At 65.9% G+C, this 20763-nt stretch carries 18 protein-coding genes and 1 tRNA gene; 13 read left to right on the top strand and 6 right to left on the bottom strand.

Annotation, left to right across the window (positions count from 1 at the left end; genetic code table 11):
- Positions 1-25: 25 nt before the first annotated feature.
- From A9973_RS22625 to A9973_RS22645, 5 genes are all read left to right on the top strand, one after another.
- Entirely contained in the window at positions 26-934 is a 909-nt protein-coding gene (locus A9973_RS22625) for a helix-turn-helix transcriptional regulator (protein WP_169272737.1), read from the top strand.
- A 207-nt stretch (positions 935-1141) separates the two neighbouring features.
- Positions 1142-2800: a 2,3-epoxybenzoyl-CoA dihydrolase gene (gene boxC, locus A9973_RS22630; RefSeq protein ID WP_183015912.1), complete on the top strand. Its 1659-nt coding sequence runs from the start codon at positions 1142-1144 to the stop codon at positions 2798-2800.
- Between the two features lie 21 nt (positions 2801-2821).
- On the top strand, positions 2822-4249 hold the full coding sequence (gene boxB, locus A9973_RS22635; protein WP_175171454.1) for a benzoyl-CoA 2,3-epoxidase subunit BoxB: 1428 nt from the start codon (positions 2822-2824) through the stop codon (positions 4247-4249).
- 52 nt (positions 4250-4301) lie between these two features.
- On the top strand, positions 4302-5549 hold the full coding sequence (boxA, locus tag A9973_RS22640; protein ID WP_183015913.1) for a benzoyl-CoA 2,3-epoxidase subunit BoxA: 1248 nt from the start codon (positions 4302-4304) through the stop codon (positions 5547-5549).
- A gap of 81 nt (positions 5550-5630) precedes the next feature.
- Positions 5631-6074 (top strand): MaoC family dehydratase, encoded by a 444-nt coding sequence (locus A9973_RS22645; protein ID WP_105559073.1) that lies wholly within the window; start codon positions 5631-5633, stop codon positions 6072-6074.
- Positions 6075-6093: 19 nt separating this feature from the next.
- On the opposite strand, the gene A9973_RS22650 is transcribed toward A9973_RS22645, so the two are convergent.
- From A9973_RS22650 to A9973_RS22660, 3 genes are all read right to left on the bottom strand, one after another.
- On the bottom strand, positions 6094-7080 hold the full coding sequence (locus A9973_RS22650; protein ID WP_183015914.1) for a TRAP transporter substrate-binding protein: 987 nt from the start codon (positions 7078-7080) through the stop codon (positions 6094-6096).
- A gap of 175 nt (positions 7081-7255) precedes the next feature.
- Positions 7256-8449, bottom strand: coding sequence for an acyl-CoA dehydrogenase (locus tag A9973_RS22655; RefSeq protein WP_105559071.1), 1194 nt, complete (start codon positions 8447-8449; stop codon positions 7256-7258).
- 131 nt (positions 8450-8580) lie between these two features.
- Positions 8581-10263: a thiamine pyrophosphate-binding protein gene (locus tag A9973_RS22660; protein WP_183015915.1), complete on the bottom strand. Its 1683-nt coding sequence runs from the start codon at positions 10261-10263 to the stop codon at positions 8581-8583.
- 170 nt (positions 10264-10433) lie between these two features.
- On the opposite strand from A9973_RS22660, the gene A9973_RS22665 reads away from it, so the two are divergent.
- The 4 genes from A9973_RS22665 to A9973_RS22680 all read left to right on the top strand — a co-directional run bounded on the left by A9973_RS22665 (position 10434) and on the right by A9973_RS22680 (position 13600).
- Positions 10434-11348, top strand: a complete 915-nt coding sequence (locus tag A9973_RS22665; protein ID WP_183015916.1) for a LysR substrate-binding domain-containing protein — start codon at positions 10434-10436, stop codon at positions 11346-11348.
- A 5-nt stretch (positions 11349-11353) separates the two neighbouring features.
- A complete protein-coding gene (gene xerD, locus A9973_RS22670) occupies positions 11354-12337 on the top strand; it encodes a site-specific tyrosine recombinase XerD (protein ID WP_183015917.1) in 984 nt (327 codons plus the stop codon).
- Positions 12338-12395: 58 nt separating this feature from the next.
- Positions 12396-12884 (top strand): Cys-tRNA(Pro) deacylase, encoded by a 489-nt coding sequence (gene ybaK, locus A9973_RS22675; RefSeq protein ID WP_183015918.1) that lies wholly within the window; start codon positions 12396-12398, stop codon positions 12882-12884.
- A gap of 137 nt (positions 12885-13021) precedes the next feature.
- Entirely contained in the window at positions 13022-13600 is a 579-nt protein-coding gene (locus A9973_RS22680) for a DJ-1/PfpI family protein (RefSeq protein WP_183015919.1), read from the top strand.
- Between the two features lie 102 nt (positions 13601-13702).
- Here A9973_RS22680 and adhP read toward each other — a convergent pair whose 3' ends face one another.
- A complete protein-coding gene (gene adhP / locus A9973_RS22685) occupies positions 13703-14728 on the bottom strand; it encodes an alcohol dehydrogenase AdhP (protein WP_183015920.1) in 1026 nt (341 codons plus the stop codon).
- Positions 14729-15021: 293 nt separating this feature from the next.
- Here adhP and A9973_RS22690 point away from each other — a divergent pair, with 293 nt between their 5' ends.
- Positions 15022-15411, top strand: a complete 390-nt coding sequence (locus tag A9973_RS22690; RefSeq protein ID WP_183015921.1) for a ribbon-helix-helix domain-containing protein — start codon at positions 15022-15024, stop codon at positions 15409-15411.
- 61 nt (positions 15412-15472) lie between these two features.
- On the opposite strand, the gene pbpG is transcribed toward A9973_RS22690, so the two are convergent.
- Together pbpG and A9973_RS22700 are read right to left on the bottom strand one after the other, a co-directional pair.
- On the bottom strand, positions 15473-16687 hold the full coding sequence (pbpG, locus tag A9973_RS22695) for a D-alanyl-D-alanine endopeptidase (protein WP_255469268.1): 1215 nt from the start codon (positions 16685-16687) through the stop codon (positions 15473-15475).
- 312 nt (positions 16688-16999) lie between these two features.
- Positions 17000-17074, bottom strand: a tRNA-Arg gene (locus A9973_RS22700).
- A 296-nt stretch (positions 17075-17370) separates the two neighbouring features.
- Between A9973_RS22700 and A9973_RS22705 the strand changes: the two genes are divergently transcribed.
- Genes A9973_RS22705 through A9973_RS22715 form a run of 3 tightly spaced genes read left to right on the top strand, consistent with a single transcriptional unit; the run spans position 17371 to position 20722 of the window.
- Positions 17371-18141 (top strand): enoyl-CoA hydratase/isomerase family protein, encoded by a 771-nt coding sequence (locus A9973_RS22705; RefSeq protein ID WP_183015922.1) that lies wholly within the window; start codon positions 17371-17373, stop codon positions 18139-18141.
- Positions 18138-19769: an AMP-binding protein gene (locus A9973_RS22710; protein ID WP_183015923.1), complete on the top strand. Its 1632-nt coding sequence runs from the start codon at positions 18138-18140 to the stop codon at positions 19767-19769. Before A9973_RS22705 ends, A9973_RS22710 begins: the two co-directional genes overlap by 4 nt.
- A complete protein-coding gene (locus A9973_RS22715) occupies positions 19766-20722 on the top strand; it encodes a hydroxymethylglutaryl-CoA lyase (RefSeq protein ID WP_183015924.1) in 957 nt (318 codons plus the stop codon). The genes A9973_RS22710 and A9973_RS22715 overlap by 4 nt, the downstream gene beginning before the upstream one ends.
- Positions 20723-20763 lie beyond the last annotated feature (41 nt).

A 20763-nucleotide genomic window follows, 5' to 3' on the forward strand; every position in this document is an offset into this window, starting at 1 on the left:
GGGTATTTGCGGAGTCAGCCAAAACATGAATCAAGCGCTAGACGCGGCGCCATCCGAACCCAGGCGGGAAGCATTCCTGGTGGCATTGGGCGAGCGGGTGCGCCGCTTGCGGGCCATACGCGGCATGACGCGCAAGGGCCTGTCCCAGGTCACGGGCGTGTCCGAGCGGCATCTGGCCAATCTTGAGCACGGGGTGGGCAACGCCTCGATCCTGGTGCTGCTGCAGATCGCCCGCGCGTTCAACTGCGCGCTGGCCGAACTGGTCGGCGACGTGACCACCGAATCGCCCGACTGGCTGCTGATCCGCGAATTGCTCAGCGGCCGCACGGAATCCGACCTGCAGCGGGCCCGCGAGGCCCTGACCCAGCTGTTCGGCGTGGGGGCGGGCGCGCAGCGCCCCAACCGCACCCAGCGCGTGGCGCTGATCGGGCTGCGGGGCGCGGGCAAATCTACGCTGGGCCAGATGCTGGCCGACGACCTGGGCTACCCCTTTGTCGAGCTGAACCGCGAGATCGAACGCGTGGCCGGCTGCAGCATCCTGGAAATCCATAATCTCTACGGTCCCAACGCCTACCGCCGCTACGAGCGCCGCGCGCTGGAAGAGGCCGTGCAAATCTATCCCGAGATGGTCCTGGCCACGCCGGGCGGGCTGGTCTCGGAACCGGCCACGCTGAACTTGCTGCTGGCGCATTGCTATACGGTCTGGCTGCGCGCCACGCCGGAAGAGCACATGGGCCGGGTGATGGCCCAGGGGGATTTCCGCCCCATGTCGGGCAACAACGAAGCGATGTCCGACCTGAAACGCATCCTGGCCGGGCGCGAAGCCTTCTACGCCAAGGCGGACCTGACCTGGGTGACCAGCAACCTGGAAGTGCAGGAGAGCTTTGCCGGCTTGCGCACCCAGGTCCGCAAAGCCTGCGGCCTGCCGTTGTAGACAGCGCCGCATCCCTCCGATCTTCCATGAAGGCCGCCTGACCGGGCGGCTTTTTCGCGTCCGGCGGCGGGATTGCCTCCCTGAACGTGAATCTGCACTTTTATGCATGTCTTGCTTGACGCGTATTTTTTCCTGCACTAATCTGCACAATAATTCATGTGATGCAGTATTTTTCCTGTCCAGGCAGGGCGTACGAGGAGACACACTATGAGCAGCACCATCAACCGGGTCGATTTCCGGACGCAGCCCGAGCGCTACCGCCATTGGCGACTGACGTTCGACGGCCCGGTCGCCACGCTGGCCATGGACGTGGCCGAAGACGGCGGCTTGCGCCCCGGCTACAAGCTGAAGCTGAACTCCTACGACCTGGGCGTGGACATCGAACTGCACGACGCCCTGCAACGCATCCGCTTCGAGCATCCGGAAGTGAAGAGCGTGGTCGTGACCAGCATGAAAGACCGCATCTTCTGTTCCGGCGCCAATATCTTCATGCTGGGTTTGTCCTCGCACGCCTGGAAGGTCAACTTCTGCAAGTTCACCAATGAAACCCGCAACGGCATCGAAGACTCCAGCCGCCATAGCGGCCTGAAGTTCATCGCCGCGCTGAACGGCGCCTGCGCAGGTGGCGGCTACGAGCTGGCCCTGGCCTGCGACGAGATCCTGCTGATCGACGACCGTTCGTCCTCGGTGGCGCTGCCCGAAGTGCCATTGCTGGGCGTGCTGCCCGGCACGGGCGGCCTGACCCGCGTGACCGACAAGCGCCGCGTGCGCCACGACCACGCCGACATCTTCTGCACGCTGGTCGAAGGCGTGCGCGGCCAGCGCGCCAAGGACTGGCGGCTGGTGGACGACGTGGTCAAGCCCGCGCGCTTCGAGGCCGCCGTGCGCGAACGCGCGCAGGCGCTGGCCGAAGGCAGCGACCGTCAGCCCGACGGGCAGGGCATCGCGCTGACGCCGGTGCAGCGCACCGAAGGCGCGGATAGCCTGTCGTACCGCTACGTGGATATCCAGCTGGACCGCGACAAGCGCCAGGCCACCTGGACCGTGCGCGCCCCGCAAGGCCCGGTCGAATCGGAATTGGCGGGCATTCTGGCCGCCGGGGCCGCCTGGTGGCCCCTGCAGATGGCGCGCGAACTGGACGACGCCATCCTGTCCATGCGCACCAACGAGCTGGACATCGGCACCTGGATCCTGAAGACGGAAGGCGACGCCGACGCCGTGCTGGCCGCCGACGCCGCGCTGCAACGCCACGCCGGCAATTGGTTCGTGCGCGAAACCGCCGGGATGCTGCGCCGCACGCTGGCGCGCCTGGACGTGACGTCGCGCAGCTTGTTCGCCTTGATCGAGCCGGGCTCCTGCTTCGTGGGCACGCTGCTGGAGCTGGCGTTGGCCGCGGACCGCAGCTACATGCTGGATAACGAAGACGAATCCGCGCCCGCGCAGATCGTGGTGGGCGAACGCAACTTCGGCGCCTATCCGCTGGTGAACGGCCAAAGCCGCCTGCAACGCCGCTTTTACGAAGAGACCGCGCCGCTGGAAGCCGTGCGCGCGCGCGCCGGGCAGCGCCTGTCGGCCGCCGATGCGCTGGACCTGGGCCTGGTGACCTTCGCGCCCGACAGCATCGACTGGGACGACGAGGTGCGGATGATGCTTGAGGAGCGCCGCGCGCTGTCGCCCGACGCCTTGACCGGACTGGAGGCGAACTTGCGCTTCGGCGGCAAGGAAACGATGGAGACCCGCATCTTCGGACGCCTGACCGCATGGCAGAACTGGATTTTCAACCGTCCCAACGCGGCCGGCGACAAGGGCGCGCTGAAGCTTTACGGCAAAGGCGAACAGGCCGCATTCGACTGGAACCGGGTCTGATAAAGAACAAGGAGCGAGACAATGTCTGGAATCAATTACACCGATAAGATCCCCAATAACGTCAACCTGTCCGGCGACCGCACCTTGCAACGCGCGCTGGAGCACTGGCAGCCGAACTACCTGCAATGGTGGCAAGACATGGGGCCCGACGGCTCGCACGGTTTCGACGTCTACCTGCGCACCGCGGTCAGCGTCGAGCCAGACGGCTGGGCCAACTTCAACCACGTCCGCATGCCCGACTACCGCTGGGGCATCTTCCTGGCGCCGCAGGACGGGCAGCGCAAGATCCATTTCGGCGAAAACATGGGGCGCGACGTCTGGCAGGACGTGCCCGGCGAACACCGCGCCAACCTGCGCCGCATCATCGTCACGCAGGGCGATACCGAACCCGCCTCGATCGAGCAGCAGCGCCATCTGGGCCTGACCGCGCCGTCGCAGTACGACCTGCGCAACCTGTTCCAGATCAACGTCGAAGAAGGGCGCCACCTGTGGGCGATGGTGTATCTGCTGCACCGCTACTTCGGCCGCGACGGGCGCGAAGAGGCCGATGCGCTCTTGCAGCGCAGTTCGGGCGATTCCGACAATCCGCGCATCCTGGGCGCGTTCAACGAGAAGACGCCGGACTGGCTGGCCTTCTACATGTTCACCTACTTCACCGACCGCGACGGCAAGTTCCAGCTGTGCGCGCTGGCCGAATCCAGCTTCGACCCGCTGGCCCGCACCACCAAATTCATGCTGACCGAAGAAGCGCATCACATGTTTGTGGGCGAATCGGGCATCTCGCGGGTGATCCAGCGCACTTGCGAAGTGATGAACCAGCTGAAGACCGACGACCCGGAAAGCGTGCGCGCCGCCGGCGTGATCGACCTGCCGACGATCCAGCGCTACCTGAACTTCCACTACAGCGTCACCATCGACCTGTTCGGCGCGGACCAGTCCTCCAACGCCGCGATCTTCTACGGGTCCGGCCTGAAGGGCCGCTACGAGGAATCCAAGCGTACCGACGACCACCAGTTGAAGAACGACACCTATCGCGTGCTGACGGTGAACAACGGCAAGCTGAACGAGATCGAAGTGCCCATGCTGAACGCCTTGAACGAAGTGCTGCGCGACGACTTCATCCGCGATTCCGTGGCCGGCATCGGGCGCTGGAACAAGGTCATCGAGAAAAGCGGCATCCCGTTCCGCCTGCACGTGCCGCACAAGGCGTTCAACCGCCAGATCGGCACCTTGGCCGGCATCCGCATGTCGCCCGAAGGCGAGATCCTGTCGGAAAGCCAGTGGCAGGCCAACAGCCACAAGTGGCTGCCCACGCCCGAGGACCGCGCGTTTGTCGCGTCGCTGATGGGGCGCGTCACCGAGCCCGGCAAGTTCGCCAACTGGATCGCGCCGCCCGTCATGGGCATCAACCGCCAGCCGGTGAATTTCGACTACGTCCGTTTCAACTAAGGCGACAGGGCGGCGTGCCCGCGCCGCCCGCCAGCGCATTGGGAAGACTGCGATGAACGCCCCACTACCCGTACAAGTGCTCAAGCAGCATCTGATCGACCCCGAGATCTGCATCCGCTGCAACACCTGCGAAGAAACCTGTCCGGTCGACGCGATCACCCACGATTCGAACAATTACGTGGTGGATCCCGATATCTGCAACGGCTGCATGGCGTGCGTGCCGCCATGCCCGACCGGGTCGATCGACAACTGGCGGCTGGTGCTGCGCGCCGACGCGTATTCGGTGCAGGACCAACTGGGCTGGGAAGAACTGCCGCAGGAAAAGGCGCTGCCGGAATCGGCCGATGCCGGGGCAGCGGCTGCCCTGCCTGATGCGGTCCCGCCCGAGCCGTCCGTCGCGGCCGGCGTGGCGTTTTCCGCCGCCGGCGCCTCGGTTCCGCCGTGGTCCGCGGCGCACCCCTACGTGAACCTGTACACGCACAAGGCGCCGATGACGGCCACGGTCGTGGGCAACTACCGCGTGACCGGCGCCGACACCGAAAGCGATATCCACCACATCGTGCTGGACTTCGGCGATCTGCCGTTCCCGGTGCTGGAAGGGCAATCCATCGGCATCCTGCCGCCCGGCGCGGATGCCCAGGGCCGGCCGCACCACGCGCGCCAGTACTCGCTGGCCAGCCCGCGCGATGGCGAACGCGCGGGCTACAACAACCTCTCGCTGACCGTGAAGCGCGTGACCGAAGACCACGGCGGCGCCGCCGCGCATGGCGTGTGCTCGAACTACCTGTGCGATCTGGCCAAGAACGACACCGTGCAGGTAATCGGCCCGTTCGGCCATACGTTCCTGATGCCGAACCATCCGCGCGCCAATCTCATCATGATCTGCACGGGCACGGGCTCGGCGCCGATGCGCGCAATGACCGAACGCTACCGCCGCCGCATCGATACCGGTGAGAACGGCCGCCTGATGCTGTTCTTCGGCGCCCGCACCGAACGCGAACTGCCGTACTTCGGTCCGCTGATGAAGCTGCCCCGCGACTTCATCGACATCAATCTGGCGCTCTCGCGCGAGGCCGGCCAGCCCAAGCGCTATGTGCAGGACCTGATCCGGGAACGCGGCCCCCAAGTGCTGGACCTGCTGGCCGACCGCAACACCTGCATCTACGTGTGCGGCCTGAAGGGCATGGAAGTCGGCGTACTGGACGCCCTGCGCGACGTGACGATGCAATCGGGGCAGGATTGGTCTATCCTGCATGATGTGCTGCGCCGCGAAGGGCGCCTGCATTTCGAGACGTACTGAATCCGATAACTTGAGCGTGACACACGTGAAAAACGGCGCGCCACGGCGCGCCGTTCGCGTTGGTCAGGGGGAAAACCAAAGATGAAGTTCGCCGATTTCAAGGACGGCATGTTGATCAAGGCAGGCCCGGTCACCATCACCGAGGCCGAGATCCTGGAGTTCGCACGCAAGTTCGATCCCCAATGGTTTCATACCGACCCGCAACGGGCCGCGGAAGGGCGTTGGGGCGGGCTGATCGCCAGCGGCTGGCATACCTGCGCGCTGGCCATGCGCATGGCGGTGGACGCCGCGCTGCACGATTCCGAATCCTTCGGCTCGCCCGGTTTGGGCGAAGTGCGCTGGCGCACCCCTGTGCGCCCGGGCGACACGTTGCGCCTGGAAGCGCGGGTGCAGGGCGCGCGCACCTCGTCCTCGCGCCCCGACCTGGGCATCATCACCTGGGCGTGGACGGTCATCAACCAGCACGACGAAGGCGTGCTGGAACTGGACGCCACCAGCCTGTTCGACTTGTCCGGCGAAAACTAAGGGCGGCGCGCCGGCCTCGTCAGCGTTTGCCGTCCTGTTTCAGGATGCTTGCCGCCTCGGGGCCGACCGCGGTCTTCCAGGCCTGCACCGAATCCGCCGCCGCGTCCCGCAGCGCACGGCGCACGGCCGACGGCACGGCCGTATTGATCACGACGCCGTTCTTGCGCATGTTGGCGTAGTTCTGCTGCAGGCGGCCCTCGATCCGCTTCCATTGCTCGGTTTCGGTTTGCGCCGCGGCCTGGTCGATGGCGCGCCGCGACCGTGCGTCCAGCGCCTGATAGGCCTGCAGGTTCATCGTCGCGACCGACACCGGCATCGCATAGTTGATCTCGGCGAAGTTGGGCAAGTGTTCCCAGAGCTTCCGTCCTGCGCCCCCGTCGCCCGACGACAGCACCGCATTCACGTCGCCGGCGGCGATGCGCGGCATGGCGTCGGCGAACGAAATATTCTCTGCGCGGGCCCCGGCCTTTTGCATCACCGCCTGGGACGTGGCGTCGTAAGTGCGGATGCTCAGGCCTTTCAACGCCGCCACGCCGTCGATCTTCTGCTTGGACCAGATGCCGGAAGCGGGCCACGGCGTGGTGTAAAGCAGCTTCTGCCCGTGGGCCGCAAGCAGCTTTTCGTAGGCGGGTCGCGCTGCCCTGTTCAGGGTGCGGGCCTTGGGCAGCGAGTCCGCCAGGAACGGCAGCGACGACACGCCGAACACGGGGTACTTCGTGGCCAGCGCGCCGGCGAACGCATCGCCGGCATCCACCTTGCGGGTTTCGACTGCGTCGATCATGTCGCCGGATTTGATGCCCTTGGCCGCGTCGTAGGTGGCGTCGATCACCACGTTGCCCGCCGTTTTCGCGCGGACCAGATCCGCAAAGGTGGAAACGCCTTGGCCCGGCATGGACGTCGCCGGGTACTCGGTGGTCATCGTCAGGGTGGTGACGGCGTAGGCGCCATGGCCGATGAAGGGCAGGACGATACCCGCCATCAGGCGGAAGGACAGGCGGACGTGCATGGGCGACTCCTGGTCGGGTCAAGTGCACAAAGCGTACGGCGTTGAGAAGCGCGCGCCTATACGGGCTAACGGCAATGCGCCCGGCAAGCACGCTGCAATCCAGGGCGTCCAGAAACAAAAAACCGCCCCGAGGGGCGGTTTTTCTTTGGCCGGGGCAAGCGCCCCAGTCAGGCGATCAATAGAACGCCTGGATGCCCGTCTGCGCGCGGCCCAGGATCAGGGCGTGCACGTCATGGGTGCCTTCGTAGGTGTTGACCACTTCCAGGTTCACCAGGTGGCGGGCCACGCCGAACTCGTCGGAGATGCCGTTGCCGCCCAGCATGTCGCGGGCCAGGCGGGCGATGTCCAGCGCCTTGCCGCAGGAATTGCGCTTCATGATCGAGGTGATTTCGACGGCGGCGGTGCCTTCGTCCTTCATGCGGCCCAGGCGCAGGCAGCCTTGCAGCGCCAGCGTGATTTCGGTCTGCATGTCGGCCAGCTTCTTCTGGATCAGCTGGTTGGCGGCCAACGGGCGGCCGAACTGCTTGCGGTCCAGCGTGTATTGGCGGGCGGTGTGCCAGCAGGCTTCGGCGGCGCCGACAGCGCCCCATGCGATGCCGTAGCGGGCGGAGTTCAGGCAGGTGAACGGACCCTTCAGGCCGGACACGCCGGGCATCATCTGGTCTTCCGAGATTTCGACTTCGTCCATGACGATTTCGCCGGTGATCGACGCGCGCAGGCCGACCTTGCCGTGGATGGCCGGGGCCGACAGGCCCTTCATGCCCTTTTCCAGGATGAAGCCGCGGATCTTGCCGTCGAACTCGCCGCCGACGCACTTGGCCCACACCACGAACACGTCGGCGATGGGGGAGTTGGTGATCCACATCTTGTTGCCCGAAACCTTGTAGCCGTCGGACGTCTTGACGGCACGGGTTTCCATGCCGCCGGGGTCGGAGCCGTGGTTGGGTTCGGTCAGGCCGAAGCAGCCGATCCATTCGCCGCGGGCCAGCTTGGGCAGGTATTTCTGCTTTTGCGCTTCGCTGCCGAATTCGTTGATCGGCACCATGACCAGCGACGACTGCACGCTCATCATCGAGCGGTAGCCGGAGTCGATGCGTTCGACTTCGCGGGCGATCAGGCCGTAGCTGACGTAGTTCATGCCAGCGCCGCCGTAGGCTTCAGGGATGGTGGCGCCCAGCAGGCCGAGTTCGCCCATTTCCGAGAAGATTTCCGGATCGGTCTTCTCGTTGCGGAAGGCGTTCAGCACGCGGGGGGCAAGCTTGTCCTGCGAATAGGCGTGGGCGGCGTCGCGCACCATGCGTTCTTCTTCGGTCAGTTGCTGGTCCAGCAACAGGGGATCTTGCCATTGAAAAGAAGGATTCGAGGACATGCTGGGTCTCCGCTATGGATTTCCGTATTCGGAATCTAGAAAGTTTAAACCTAAAATAATTCGGGCGGCAAGTCGGGGTTTGCACGGCAACGCGCATGCGCGCGCCGCCGGCCGGGCCGCCCGGTCTGGTATCAGTGCTGGGCCTTGAGGGCTGCGTCGCGGATCTTTTCCAAGGTCGTCGACGGGGTGATGGTTTCCGGATCGATGAAGCAGTGCAGGATCGCCGGTTTGCCGCTGGCCAGCGCCCGTTCGAAGGCCGGACCAAACTGGTCGGTGGTCTCGACGCGTTCGCCGTGGCCGCCGAAGGCGCGCGCGTAATCGGCGAAGTCGGGGTTCTTCAGTTCGGTCGCGGAAACGCGGCCGGGGTAGTGCTTTTCCTGGTGCATGCGGATGGTGCCGTACATGCCGTTGTCGACCAGCACCACGATGATGGGCAGGTCGTACTGGACGGCCGTGGCGAATTCCTGGCCATGCATCAGGAAGCAGCCGTCGCCCGCGAAGCAGACGACCGCTTTATCCGGCCAGACGCGCTTGGCGCCGACGGCCGCCGGCAGGCCGTAGCCCATCGAGCCCGAGGTGGGCGCCAGTTGCGTGCCGAAACGGGTGAAGCGGTGGAAGCGGTGCAGCCAGGTGGCGTAGTTGCCCGCGCCGTTGGTCATGATGGCATCGGCCGGCAGCGTCTTTTCCAGATAGGCCATGACCTGGCCCATCTGCAGCGCGCCCGGGGTCGTGATGGTGTCCGGGTCGCTCCATTTCAGGTAGGACTCGCGCATGGCCTGCGTGCCTTCGGCCCACACGGGCTTGGCGGGCGCCTTCAGGCCGGCCAGCGATTCCGCGAATGCGGCGGGCGACGTGTTGATGGCCAGATTGGCGCGGTACACGCGGCCCAGTTCGGCGGTGTCGGGATGCACGTGCACGAGCTTTTGCTTCGGCACCGGGATGTCCAGCAGCGTATAGGCCTGGCTGGGGTTTTCCGACATGCGGCCGCCGACCAGCAGGATCAGGTCCGCGTCGGCCACGCGCTTGAGCAGCGCCGGGTTGATGCCCAGGCCCACGTCGCCGATGAAGCAGGGATGATCGGCCGGGAACAGCATCTGGCGGCGGAACGAGACCGCAGTGGGCAGCGCATGGCGTTGTGCGAAGTCGGCGAACTGCTGCACGGCGCGCGCGTCCCAGCGCGTGCCGCCCAGGATGGCGACCGGGTTCTTGGCGTCGGCCAGCAGTTTTTCCAGGTCGGCCAATTGGCCAGCCGTGGGGGCGGATTCGATCAACTCGTAGCGCGGGGCGTCAGCCACCTTGGCGGCTTCGACCAGCATGTCTTCGGGCAGCGCAATCACGACCGGGCCGGGGCGGCCCGAGGTGGCGATATGGAAGGCGCGCGAGATCAGTTCGGGAATGCGTTCGACCTGGTCGATCTCGGTGACCCACTTGGCTTGCGTGCCGAACACGGCGCGGTAGTCCATTTCCTGGAAGGCTTCGCGTTCGCGCATGCCGCGTTCGATCTGGCCGACAAAGAGAATCAGGGGGGTGGAGTCCTGCTTGGCGATGTGCACGCCGGCCAGCGCGTTGGACGCGCCCGGGCCGCGGGTGACCATGCAGATGCCGGGTTCGCCGGTCAGCTTGCCGTGGGCGTCGGCCATCATGGCCGCGCCGCCTTCCTGGCGGCAGACGGTGACTTTGATGTCAGCGTCGTGCAGGCCGTCCAGCACCGCCAGGTAGCTCTCGCCGGGAACGCAGAAAACGTGTTTGACGCCCTGGGCGACCAGTTGGTCGACCAGAATGTGACCGCCAAGGCGGGAATCTTGCTGGGGCATGATGGGGTGTCGTGGTGAGCCGAGGATAAGACTCCCGAGCATATGTTCCTTGATCGCACAACGCAATTGATAAAATTGCACAATCTATTGATCCCCCGGCACGTAGTGCCTTATTGCGCCGCCGCAAGCGGCGCGCCCGGTTCAGGCCGGTTTCAGGCTGTCCCCGCCCCATGAGAAACGGCATTCCCAATCTGAGCGCGCTGCAGGCGTTCGAAGCATCGGCCCGGCTGGGCAGCTTTTCCCGTGCGGCCGAGGAACTGTCCCTGACGCACAGCGCCGTCTACCGGCAGGTGGCCAGCCTGGAATCCCGCCTGGGGGTGCAGCTGTTCACCCGGGTAAGGCGGCGGATCGTGCTGACCGACCACGGGGCGGAATACGCCGGCCGGATCCGTCACCATCTGGACCAGATCGAAAAGGACACCTTCGGCCTGGTCAGCCGCACCGGCATGGGTCGCAGCATCCATATCGCGGTGGTGCCGACCTTGGCCACCACGTGGCTGATCCCGCGGCTGGCGGATTTCCAGCGGGAGCACGCGGACATCACCGTCAGCCTGTCGGTTCGCACCTTGCCGTTCCAGTTCAAGGACCAGCCCTTCGACGGCGCGCTCTACCATGGCGACGGGCTGTGGCCGGGCACCCAAGGCGTGTTGCTGTTTCCCGAACGCGAACTGGTGCCGGTGTGCGCGCCCGAGCTGGCGGCCCGGGCGGCCCAGGCGGCCGACACGGGCGTCAGCGCGCTGGCCGGCATGACCCACCTGCATCTGGCGTCGCGGCCAGACGCCTGGCGCCAGTGGTATGGCGCCAACAATCATCTATATGGTCCGCAGGCGGCGGGCGGGCCCCGCTATGAACTCTTCACCATGGTGATGGCGGCGGTGCAGGCCGGGCTGGGGGTCGGCCTGATGCCGCGCTTCCTGGCGCAGCCGGCGCTGGACCAGGGCACGCTGAAGATGCCCGTGCCGCAGTCGCTGACGGTCACCCAGGGCTATTACTTCGGCTATCCGCAGCGCAGCGAACGTTCCGATGCGCTCAAGCTCTTCGAAAGCTGGTTGAAGTCCGCCGCCGCGGGCGTCGGGGAAAGGTGAACCGCATGGCAGACCCCCGCCCGCCGCTGGCTTCCCAAGCCGATATCGACGCTTTCATCGACGCCGTCTGGCTGGAGGACGGCCTGTCGGCGAACACGCTGGCCGCCTATCGCCGCGACTTGACCGGCTTCGCGCGCTGGCTGGAAGACCCGGATGCCTACGCCCGCGAAATGGCCGACCGCTACGGCGACGCCGCCCACGCCCACGCGCTGCCCGCCGGTCCGGCCAAGCCCTTGACCGAGGCGCAGAAGGCCGACATCGAAGCCTGGTTCGCGTTCCGCCACGAAGAAACCCGCGCCACCACGGCCAACCGCCGGCTGGCCGCGCTGCGCCGCTTCTACGCCTGGGCCCTGCGCGAACATCGCGCCGAACGCGACCCCTGCCTGACGCTCATCGCCGCCAAGCAGCCCCCGCGCCTGCCCAAGACCCTGTCCGAGCAGCAGGTGGACGCCCTGCTGCGGGCGCCCGACCTGGGCCAGCCGCGCGGCCTGCGCGACCGGGCCATGCTGGAAACGCTATACGCCACCGGTCTGCGCGTGTCGGAACTGGTGGGCGTGCGGGCGCTGGACGTCAGCCTGAACGAAGGCGTGGTGCGCGTGGTGCTGGGCAAGGGCGGCAAGGACCGGCTGGTGCCGTTGGGCGCCGAAGCTGCGCACTGGATCGACCAGTATCTGAAGACCGCCCGCCCCGAATTGGCGGCGGGGCGCCAAAGCGACGCGCTGTTCATCACCGGCCGGGCGGAAGCCATGTCGCGCCAGGCTTTCTGGCAGTTGGTGAAGAAATACGCGTTGCTGGCCGACGTTCATGCGCCGCTGTCGCCGCACGTGCTGCGCCACGCGTTCGCCACGCACCTGCTGAACCACGGCGCCGACCTGCGCGTGGTGCAGATGCTGCTGGGCCATGCCGATATCTCCACCACGCAGATCTACACCCACGTGGCGCGCGAACGCCTGAAGGCGCTGCACGCGGCGCATCACCCGCGCGGCTAGCGCCCCTGCCTTACACTTTTCGTTTTTCCGATTCCGCTTTCCCGATTCACGCCGACCCATGAGCAAAGCCCGCCACGTTTCTGAAACGCCCGCCACCCAGTTCCTGAAGCAGAGCAAGGTAGCCTATACGGAACACACCTACGACTACGTGGACCACGGCGGCGCCGGCGAAGCGGCGCGCCAGCTGGGCCTGGACCCGCACGCGGTGGTCAAGACGCTGGTGATGGAAGACGAATCCGCCAAGCCGCTGATCGTCGTCATGCACGGCGACCGCGAGGTCTCCACCAAGAACCTGGCGCGCCAGGCGGGCCTGAAAAAGGTCGAGCCGTGCAAGCCCGAGGTCGCGCAACGGCATTCCGGCTATCAGGTGGGCGGCACGTCCCCGTTCGGCACGCGCAAGAAGATGCCGGTGTGGGTCGAGGCCGAGATGCTGGACTACCCCGTCGTGTACATCAACGGCGGGCGGCGCGGCTATCTGATCGGCATCGACCCCAAGGTGCTGGTGACGCTGCTGGGCGCAAAGGGCGTATCCGTCGCGCTGGAATAGGCGGAGCGCGTTCCAAGCGCGGTATTCCCATACCACCCGCCTGATTTCCGTCGGGGGCACAATGGGGCAGAACATCAAGAACCGGAGCCCGGCCTGTCGGGCGCGCAACCGGCTGCCCCCATCCCTAGGAGACAATCATGAGCAAAAGACTGTTGATGCTGGTCGGCGACTACGCCGAAGACTACGAGACCATGGTGCCGTTCCAGACGCTGCTGGCGGTGGGGCACACGGTGCACGCGGTCTGCCCGGACAAGAAAGCCGGCGACACCATCGCGACCGCGATCCACGATTTCGAGGGCGCGCAGACCTACAGCGAAAAACGCGGTCACAATTTTGCGCTGAATTTCGACTTCGACCGCGTCGAGCCGTCGTCGTACGACGGCCTGGTGATCCCCGGCGGACGCGCGCCGGAATACCTACGGTTGAATGAAAAGGTGCTGGATATCGTGCGCAGCTTCGATCAGGCGGGCAAGCCGATCGCCGCGGTATGCCATGGCGCGCAGTTGCTGGCCGCGGCCGGCATCCTGAAGGGCCGCACGTGCTCGGCGTATCCCGCCTGCGCGCCGGAAGTGCGCTTGGCCGGCGGCACGTACGCCGAAATCGGCATCGACCAGGCCTACACCGACGGCAATCTGGTGACGGCGCCGGCATGGCCCGCCCATCCGGCCTGGCTGTCGCAGTTCCTGGCCGTGCTGGGCACGAAGATCACGCACTGACTTACCCGCATTCAACGGGCGTGAATGGCAGAAGGCGCCTGGGGCGGTATGCGTCCCAGGCGCCTTGCCGTTGTGCGGCGCGCCTGTTGGTCAGGTGAAAGGTCAGGCGAAATCGAGCACGATGCGGCCTTCGATCAGGCCCTTCTTCATGCGGTCGAACACGCTGTTGATGTTCTCCAGGCTTTCCGTGGCGACGGTGGCGTGCACCTTGCCTTCTTCCGCGAACTGCAAAGACTCCTGCAAGTCCAGCCGCGACCCCACAATGGAACCGCGCACGGTGACGCCGTTCAGCACCATGTCGAAGATCGACAGGGGGAATTCGCCCGGCGGCAAGCCGTTCAGCGCCACGGTGCCGCCGCGGCGCACCATGCCCAGCGCCTGCTCGAAGGCCTTGGGCGATACGGCCGTGATCAGGGCGCCATGGGCGCCGCCGATTTCGCGCTTCAGGTACGCGGCGGGGTCTGTGGTCTTGGCGTTGACGGTCACTTCCGCGCCCAGGCGGCGGGCGAAGTCCAGCTTGGCGTCGTCGATGTCGACCGCGGCCACGTTCAGGCCCATCGCCTTGGCATACTGCACGGCCATGTGGCCCAGCCCGCCGATGCCCGAAATCACCACCCAATTGCCCGGGCGCGTGTCGGTCATCTTCAGGCCCTTGTAGACGGTGACGCCCGCGCACAGCACGGGGGCGATGTCCACGAACCCCACGTTCTTCGGCAACAGGCCGACGTAATCGGCGGCGGCCAGCGCGTACTCGGCAAAGCCGCCGTTCACCGAGTAGCCCGCGTTCTGCTGCTGCTCGCACAGGGTTTCCCAGCCGCCCAGGCAGTGTTCGCAATGGCCGCAGGCGGAGTACAGCCAGGGGATGCCGACGCGGTCGCCTTCCTTCACGTGAGTAACGCCGGCGCCCACCGCCACTACATAGCCGACGCCTTCGTGGCCCGGAATGAACGGTGGATTGGGTTTGACGGGCCAGTCGCCTTCCACGGCGTGCAGATCGGTGTGGCACACGCCGCAAGCCTCGATCTTCACCAGCAGTTCACCCGGACCGGGGCGGGGTACCGCGACTTCTTCGATTACCAGCGGTTGGCCGAATGCTCGTGCAACTGCGGCCTTCATGGTCTTGTTCATCACTACCTCCGAAGTCAGATCAGTTTCACCATGCTCGAACGCGTGCGCATTCGGCACCATGATTTATATCAATCGGGGCGGCTTGAGCCGACGGCGGGAAATGTGTGGTTGCAGAATGACGGGCGCCGATCGGTCCCTGGCGGTCTCAACTCGCGGCCTCAACCCGGCCTCAACCCGGCGGCGTAGGGCGCGTCCGGGCCGTCTGGCGTCTTGCGGGCGGCGCGCCAAACGTCGTACAGTGACCCTGGCGTGCCTGCCCAGGCGGACGCCTTGCCCTTGGCACCGGAGCTCCCATGTGTGAAATCTTCATCCGCGCGAGCGAGCAGTCCTACGCGCCCGATACCCGTTCGTTGCGTTTGCATGGCGTGGCGACCAGCTTGCGGCTGGAGCAGCTGTTCTGGCAGGTGCTGGAAGAAATCGCTGGCCGCGACGGCATGCGCGTCACGCAACTGATCGAACGCCTGTACGACGAGCTCATCGAATATCGCGGCGAGGCCGCCAACTTCACGTCGTTCCTGCGCGTGTGCTGTCTGCGCTATCAACTGCTGCAGGCCGAAGGCCGGATTCCGCGGGATGCCGCGGTGCCGATCCGCTCGCTGAATCCGCAAACCGTGCTGGAAGGGCTGCCCGCGTCGCTGTACGACGCCAAACCGCTGCGCGCGAAGCGGCCGGTCGCGGCCTAGCGCCAGACAAAAAAAGGCCCGATCGGATCGGGCCTTTTTTCATTGCCGGGGTGCGGGCCGTTCAGCCGCCCGGCTGAATCGAGGCCAGCGCCACTTCGCTCTGCACGATGCGGCGGATGCGCACGGCATCACCGATGCGCGACAGCTTGCCTTGCGAATCCAGCAGCACGATGGCCAGGTCGCGGCCATTGATGCGGGCCAGCATCACCAGGCATTCGCCGGCTTCGTTGATGTAGCCGGTCTTGGACACCTTGATGTCCCAGTCTGGCTTGCGCACCAGCAGATTGGTGTTGCGGAAGGTCTGCGTGCGGTTGTTGATTTCAACGTCGTACTCGGTGTCGGTCGAGTAGCGGTGGATCAGCGGACGCTGCGAGGCCGCGCGCAGCAGGCGGGCCAGATCATGCGGCGACGACACGTTGTTGCTGGACAGGCCCGTCGGTTCGATGAAGTGCGTGCTGCTCATGCCCAGCGACAGCGCCTTGGCGTTCATGGCGGCCACGAAAGCCGGCAGGCCGCCGGGATAGTGGCGGCCCAGCGCGTTGGCGGCGCGGTTCTCGGAAGACATCAGCGCCAGGTGCAGCATGTCCCCGCGCGACAGCTTGGTGCCCACGCGCAGGCGTGACGTGGTGTGCTTGAGGCCGTCGACGTCGTCGTCGGTGATCTCCAGCATCTCGTCCATTGGCAGGTTGGCGTCCACCACGACGACCGCGGTCATCAGCTTCGAAATGGAAGCGATGGGGCGCACGACATTCTCATTCTTGGCAAACAGGACGGTCGACGTCTCCAGGTCTTGCACATAAGCGGTGCTGGAACGCAGCGCGGCGGCTTCGGCGCGCACGGACACGGCGGGCGGCGGCATGGCGGCCGAGGCCGCTGCGGCGGTGCGCTGCCCGCGCGAAGGCTTCGGCGTGCCGTTCTTGCCGGCTGCGGCGCCCTTCTTGGGCGGCGTGCCCTTGGCGGCCACCTGCTTGCCGCCCTTGGGCGGCGCCTTTTTGGCAGTGGACGACGATTTGGGCGGAGCTTTCTTGGCCGTGGCCGGGGCGGCTTTCTTGGCGGCCGGTGCGGCCTGCTTGCCTGCGGCGGCCTTGCCCGAACCGGATTTCGCGGCGGGCGGCTTTTTAGCTTGTTGCGCCTTGCAGGCCGCCGATTTGGCGTTCGTCTTGCAAGGGTCGGAATTCTTCGCGGCCAGCGCGGCCGGGGGGAGGAGGAGCGCGCACATCGCCAGCGCCGCCGGCGCTACCGCGTTCGCAATTGCACGTTTCCAGGTAAATGCCATGGTTTGAGCAGGCTTGTCAGTCTGTGAAGAAGTATTTCTAACCCCGGCGTATCGTCGGTTCAGAAAAAATCCAGAGGAATTAGGGGCTTACGCGTCGAATTTAAACAGCACATCAAGTTGCGCGCAAGACGATTCGCTATCATCGCTGAAAAAAATATTGGTGACGTATTGACGTCGATTCAATTCGTCACAAGACGCGACGTGAGAAGCTAACGGCGCAAGGCGCGTGAGCGTAGCCCGGATTAACCCTCATCTGGCTGAACGTGCGGTATTTCGGGGGGAGGGGCGCGGCGTCGGAACCGAGGCCAGAGGTGGCCTCGCCGGGTGGAATCGAACCACCAATTGACCCTTAGGAGGGGCCGGTTATATCCATTTAACTACGGCGAGACGGTCAAAACTTGGGTGTTGAAGCGATCGCGCAGAGGCGAATTTCTTCTCTAGTGCCTTGATATTGCAGGAAAACACCCGGGCGGAGTGTATCACTAATCAAGGCAAATCCAGGTCGCTGACAGGGCGCAAGTCTAGCAGAGGCGCCGGGGCTTGCGCCCGATGCGATGAATCCGCCGGCGCCGACGCTCCCTGGCTGCATCCGACTCCGTGAACTCGCTCCTGAAAAAATAGTGGATTAAATCAACTATATGCCGTAAAGTCGATTTCAAGACCTAGAACATCCAGGAGCAGGCATGACCCCGACTTTTCACACGATCTTGCTGGACGTGCAGGACCGTGTCGCCACGGTGACGTTGAATCGACCCGACAGCCGCAATGCGCTGAATTCCCAGATGTGCGCCGAATTGGTGCAGGCCATGGCTTTGCTGGCCCTGGACTCCGGCGTGCATGTGGTGCTGATCCGGGCTGCCGGGGCGGCGTTCTGCGCCGGCGCGGACTTGAAAGAACGCAAGACCATGAGCACCTCCGAGATGACGGCAAGACGCGTGCAGGGTTTCGCCGCTTACGGCGCCATCGAGCGCATGCCGCAACCGGTGATCGCCGTGGTGCAGGGGCCGGCGTTCGGATCGGGCTGCGAAATCGCGGCGGCGTGCGATTTCGTGCTGGCCTCGTCCGACGCGATCTTCTGCTATCCCGAAGTGGGGTGGGGCACTGTCGGCGCCACGCAGCGGCTGCCGCGCATTGCGGGTGCGCGCAAGGCCAAAGAGCTGCTGTTCACGGGCCGCCGTTTCGATGCGGCCGAGGCTTGCGAGATCGGCCTGGTGAATCAGGTGCATGCGCCGGACGCGTTGCCGTCCGTGGCGCTGGAAATGGCCACGAAGATCGCCGGCGCGTCGCCGTTGACGGTCCGGTTGACCAAACGCAGCATCGACCAGGGCTTGGCCACCACGCGCGAAGGCGCCATGGCGATCGAGTTGCTGGCCATCGAAGAAAACTTGCGCGGCACCGACTGGCGGCAGGCGATCGCCGGGTTCGGCGCGCCGGAGCAAGGGGGCCGCGCATGATCGCCGCACCGGTGACGTTGTCTCAGGCATTGGAGCGCGTGGCGCTTGAACGCCCGCAGGCGTTGGCGTTCGTCGCGCCGGGCGAACGCCATGATTGGCGTGCCATGCGCGGGCAGGCGCAGCGCATCGCGCGCGCCTTGCACGCCGCAGGGGTGCGGCATGGCGATCACGTCGGTGTGCTGCTGGGCAATAGCGGCGTGTGGGTGCAGATCTTCTATGCCTGCGCGATGCTGGGCGCCGTGACGGTGCCGGTCAACACGCGCTTCAAGACGGAAGAGCTGGAGTTCTGCCTGAAGCAGGCCGACGTCAAGTTGCTGCTGACAGCGGACACCTTCCTGGGCATCGATTTCCTGGCGCTGTTGGCGCAAGTGGAACCGGCGCTGGACCGCGCGGGCGGCTTGCCGGGCGAACGCCTGCCTTGCCTGCGCCAGGTCGTGGTGCTGGGCGAGCGCTGCCCCAAGGGCGCGCAGCCCTGGCAGGACTTCCTGGCGGCAGGCGAAGCGGTGGACGATGCCACGCTGCTGGCGCGCACGCAGGCTGTCGTTCCCGATGATGTGCTGCTGATCCAGTACACCTCCGGCACGACCTCGTTTCCCAAGGGCGTGATGCTGACACATGCCAATATGCTGACCAACGCGTGGGCCGCCGCGCAACGCATCGGCGTGACCGCGGACGACCGCTACTTCAGCATCCGCCCGTACTTCCATGTGGCCGGCACCACGCTGTCGATCCTGGTCAGCCTTGCGACGGGTTGCTGCCTGCTGACGTTGCCGAAATTCGACGTGGCGGACGCCTTGCGAATGCTGGACGCCGAACGCTGCACGCTCACGTCCGGCAACGACACGATCTTCCTCATGTTGATGGGCCATCCTGATTTCGACCGGTCGCGCGTCCATTTGCGCGGCGGCTGGGCGGCGGCCGGGCCGCAGGTCATGCAGAAGATCCGCGACGTCATGGGCGTGCCAGGCATGTGCAACGCCTACGGCCAATCCGAGGCCTCCCCCAACATCACGCTTTCGTCATTCGACGATCCGTTTTCCCTGCGCGCGGCGGGTTGGGCATTGCCGCACCCGGGCATGGAGGTGCGGGTGGTGGACCCGGGCACCGGCAAGCCGGTGGCCGTGGGCGAGGCGGGCGAAATACAGGCGCGCGGCTGGAGCGTCATGAAGGGCTACTACAACATGCCGGATGCGACCGCGCGCGCGCTGGGCGCCGACGGCTGGCTCAGCACGGGCGACCTGGGCGAGATGGATGCCGACGGACGCCTGCGCATGGTGGGCAGGTTGAAGGACATGTTCCGCGTCGGCGGCGAAAACGTCGCGCCCGCCGAGGTGGAAGAAGTGCTGCACGCGCACCCCGCGGTACGCATGGCCCAGGTGGTGGGCGTGCCCGATGCGCGCCTGGGCGAAGTGCCCGCCGCGTTTGTGTTGCTGAAAGACGGGCAGGACTGCACGGCCGAGGAATTGACGGCCTGGTGCAAGCAACGCTGCGCCAACTACAAAGTGCCACGCCATGTGGCGGTGGTCGACAGCTTCGAACACATCGGCATGACAGGCAGCTCCAAGGTGCAGAAGAACAAGCTGCGCGCGCATGCGATCGCCCTGTTCGGTTTGGAGCAAGCGGCATGAGCGCCCGCGATGTGGTGTTGTGCGAGTGCTTTGCCCGCGACGGCTTGCAGCACGAGCCCGAATTCATCGGCACCGCGGTCAAGGCGGACCTGATCGACCGCTTCGCGCGCTTGGGATTCGAGCGGGTGGAGGCAACCTCCTATTCCAATCCCAAGGTGGTGCCGCAGTTCGCCGATGCCAGCGAACTGCTCGCGGTGCTGCCGCGCCGCGCGGGCGTCTGGTACAAGGCCACGTGCGCCAACGCGCGCGCCGTGCAGCGCGCGCTGGCGGACCAGGATGCCGGCATCGGCGCCAACGAGATCAGCCTGCTGGTGTCGGCCAGCGCGTCGCATTCCCTGCGCAACCTGAAGCGAGAGCGCGCCGCGCAATGGGACAACATCGCTGAAATGGCGGGTCTGGCCAGCGGGCGTTTGCGGATGGTGGGCACGATCTCGGTGGCGTTCGGCTGCCCGTTCGAGGGCGCGGTGGATCCGGATTCGGTGCTGGATGACGTGGCGCGGTTTGCGCGGTTGGGCGTGGGCATCGTCACGCTGGGCGACACCACGGGCATGGCGACGCCGGCAGCGGTGCGCGAGCTGTACGGCCGCCTGGCGCACGAATTTCCCCAATTGACGCCGGTCGCGCATTTCCACGACACCCGGGGCACGGGCCTGGTGAACTACGTGTCCGCGCTGGAAGCGGGCGTGCGGCATTTCGACTGCGCGTTCGGCGGCGTCGGCGGGCATCCGGCCAAGGTCCGCTACGGCGGCGGGCACACGGGCAACGTCGCCACGGAAGATCTGGTCAGCCTGTTCGAATCGATGGGCATGCGCACGGGGCTGGACCTGGATGCGCTGGACGAGGTCTCCGCGTTCTGCCAGCAAACGCTGGGCCGGCCGCTGCATAGCCGGGTTGCGCTAAGCGGCATGAATCCGCTGATTCCGGGCGCGCGGCAAGCGCTGGCCGCGCCATGACTGGGGCGCGGCGCATTTGTATATCATGCGGCCAGGGGGGC

It is taken from the genome of Achromobacter sp. UMC46 (genome assembly GCF_014170335.1).
Lineage (GTDB): Bacteria > Pseudomonadota > Gammaproteobacteria > Burkholderiales > Burkholderiaceae_B > Achromobacter.

Bases quoted from the DNA above. Each gene is read 5' to 3' on its own strand.
- A9973_RS22705 (WP_183015922.1), top strand. From the start codon at position 17,371: ATGACCCCGACTTTTCACACGATCTTGCTGGACGTGCAGGACCGTGTC.
- A9973_RS22645 (WP_105559073.1), top strand. From the start codon at position 5,631: ATGAAGTTCGCCGATTTCAAGGACGGCATGTTGATCAAGGCAGGCCCG.
- A9973_RS22650 (WP_183015914.1), bottom strand. From the start codon at position 7,080: ATGCACGTCCGCCTGTCCTTCCGCCTGATGGCGGGTATCGTCCTGCCC.
- adhP (WP_183015920.1), bottom strand. From the start codon at position 14,728: ATGAACAAGACCATGAAGGCCGCAGTTGCACGAGCATTCGGCCAACCG.
- A9973_RS22665 (WP_183015916.1), top strand. From the start codon at position 10,434: ATGAGAAACGGCATTCCCAATCTGAGCGCGCTGCAGGCGTTCGAAGCA.
- boxA (WP_183015913.1), top strand. From the start codon at position 4,302: ATGAACGCCCCACTACCCGTACAAGTGCTCAAGCAGCATCTGATCGAC.
- A9973_RS22690 (WP_183015921.1), top strand. From the start codon at position 15,022: ATGTGTGAAATCTTCATCCGCGCGAGCGAGCAGTCCTACGCGCCCGAT.
- ybaK (WP_183015918.1), top strand. From the start codon at position 12,396: ATGAGCAAAGCCCGCCACGTTTCTGAAACGCCCGCCACCCAGTTCCTG.
- A9973_RS22715 (WP_183015924.1), top strand. From the start codon at position 19,766: ATGAGCGCCCGCGATGTGGTGTTGTGCGAGTGCTTTGCCCGCGACGGC.
- pbpG (WP_255469268.1), bottom strand. From the start codon at position 16,687: ATGGCATTTACCTGGAAACGTGCAATTGCGAACGCGGTAGCGCCGGCG.
- xerD (WP_183015917.1), top strand. From the start codon at position 11,354: ATGGCAGACCCCCGCCCGCCGCTGGCTTCCCAAGCCGATATCGACGCT.
- A9973_RS22655 (WP_105559071.1), bottom strand. From the start codon at position 8,449: ATGTCCTCGAATCCTTCTTTTCAATGGCAAGATCCCCTGTTGCTGGAC.
- A9973_RS22680 (WP_183015919.1), top strand. From the start codon at position 13,022: ATGAGCAAAAGACTGTTGATGCTGGTCGGCGACTACGCCGAAGACTAC.
- A9973_RS22710 (WP_183015923.1), top strand. From the start codon at position 18,138: ATGATCGCCGCACCGGTGACGTTGTCTCAGGCATTGGAGCGCGTGGCG.
- boxC (WP_183015912.1), top strand. From the start codon at position 1,142: ATGAGCAGCACCATCAACCGGGTCGATTTCCGGACGCAGCCCGAGCGC.
- A9973_RS22660 (WP_183015915.1), bottom strand. From the start codon at position 10,263: ATGCCCCAGCAAGATTCCCGCCTTGGCGGTCACATTCTGGTCGACCAA.
- boxB (WP_175171454.1), top strand. From the start codon at position 2,822: ATGTCTGGAATCAATTACACCGATAAGATCCCCAATAACGTCAACCTG.
- A9973_RS22625 (WP_169272737.1), top strand. From the start codon at position 26: ATGAATCAAGCGCTAGACGCGGCGCCATCCGAACCCAGGCGGGAAGCA.